The organism is Enterobacter sp. SCRI0065, assembly GCF_059766475.1.
In genome coordinates this window covers 1-1,721 of sequence record NZ_JCBAJB010000023.1, presented here as the reverse complement: position 1 = coordinate 1,721, position 1,721 = coordinate 1, and the positions used below count along the sequence as shown (strand labels likewise).

1 rRNA gene is annotated in these 1,721 nt (G+C 52.9%); it reads left to right on the top strand.

Annotated elements, in window-relative coordinates:
- Positions 1-178 precede the first annotated feature (178 nt).
- A 16S ribosomal RNA gene (locus AC6EMZ_RS23210) occupies positions 179-1,718 on the top strand.
- The last annotated feature ends 3 nt before the right edge of the window (positions 1,719-1,721 follow it).

Genomic DNA, 1,721 nt, shown 5'->3' with positions numbered 1-1,721 from the left:
ACCTCGCAACGGTGAGCGAAAGCCGCGTTGCACTGCTCTTTAACAATTTATCAGACAATCTGTGTGGGCACTCAAAGTGACATGGATTCTAAACGTCGCAAGACGCTAAATGAATACCAAAGTCTCTGAGTGAACATACGTAATTCATTACGAAGTTTAATTCAAGAGCATCAAACTTAAATTGAAGAGTTTGATCATGGCTCAGATTGAACGCTGGCGGCAGGCCTAACACATGCAAGTCGAGCGGTAGCACAGAGAGCTTGCTCTCGGGTGACGAGCGGCGGACGGGTGAGTAATGTCTGGGAAACTGCCTGATGGAGGGGGATAACTACTGGAAACGGTAGCTAATACCGCATAACGTCGCAAGACCAAAGAGGGGGACCTTCGGGCCTCTTGCCATCAGATGTGCCCAGATGGGATTAGCTAGTAGGTGGGGTAATGGCTCACCTAGGCGACGATCCCTAGCTGGTCTGAGAGGATGACCAGCCACACTGGAACTGAGACACGGTCCAGACTCCTACGGGAGGCAGCAGTGGGGAATATTGCACAATGGGCGCAAGCCTGATGCAGCCATGCCGCGTGTATGAAGAAGGCCTTCGGGTTGTAAAGTACTTTCAGCGAGGAGGAAGGCATTAAGGTTAATAACCTTAGTGATTGACGTTACTCGCAGAAGAAGCACCGGCTAACTCCGTGCCAGCAGCCGCGGTAATACGGAGGGTGCAAGCGTTAATCGGAATTACTGGGCGTAAAGCGCACGCAGGCGGTCTGTCAAGTCGGATGTGAAATCCCCGGGCTCAACCTGGGAACTGCATTCGAAACTGGCAGGCTAGAGTCTTGTAGAGGGGGGTAGAATTCCAGGTGTAGCGGTGAAATGCGTAGAGATCTGGAGGAATACCGGTGGCGAAGGCGGCCCCCTGGACAAAGACTGACGCTCAGGTGCGAAAGCGTGGGGAGCAAACAGGATTAGATACCCTGGTAGTCCACGCCGTAAACGATGTCGACTTGGAGGTTGTTCCCTTGAGGAGTGGCTTCCGGAGCTAACGCGTTAAGTCGACCGCCTGGGGAGTACGGCCGCAAGGTTAAAACTCAAATGAATTGACGGGGGCCCGCACAAGCGGTGGAGCATGTGGTTTAATTCGATGCAACGCGAAGAACCTTACCTACTCTTGACATCCAGAGAATTTGCTAGAGATAGCTTAGTGCCTTCGGGAACTCTGAGACAGGTGCTGCATGGCTGTCGTCAGCTCGTGTTGTGAAATGTTGGGTTAAGTCCCGCAACGAGCGCAACCCTTATCCTTTGTTGCCAGCGGTTCGGCCGGGAACTCAAAGGAGACTGCCAGTGACAAACTGGAGGAAGGTGGGGATGACGTCAAGTCATCATGGCCCTTACGAGTAGGGCTACACACGTGCTACAATGGCATATACAAAGAGAAGCGACCTCGCGAGAGCAAGCGGACCTCACAAAGTATGTCGTAGTCCGGATCGGAGTCTGCAACTCGACTCCGTGAAGTCGGAATCGCTAGTAATCGTGGATCAGAATGCCACGGTGAATACGTTCCCGGGCCTTGTACACACCGCCCGTCACACCATGGGAGTGGGTTGCAAAAGAAGTAGGTAGCTTAACCTTCGGGAGGGCGCTTACCACTTTGTGATTCATGACTGGGGTGAAGTCGTAACAAGGTAACCGTAGGGGAACCTGCGGTTGGATCACCTCCTTACCT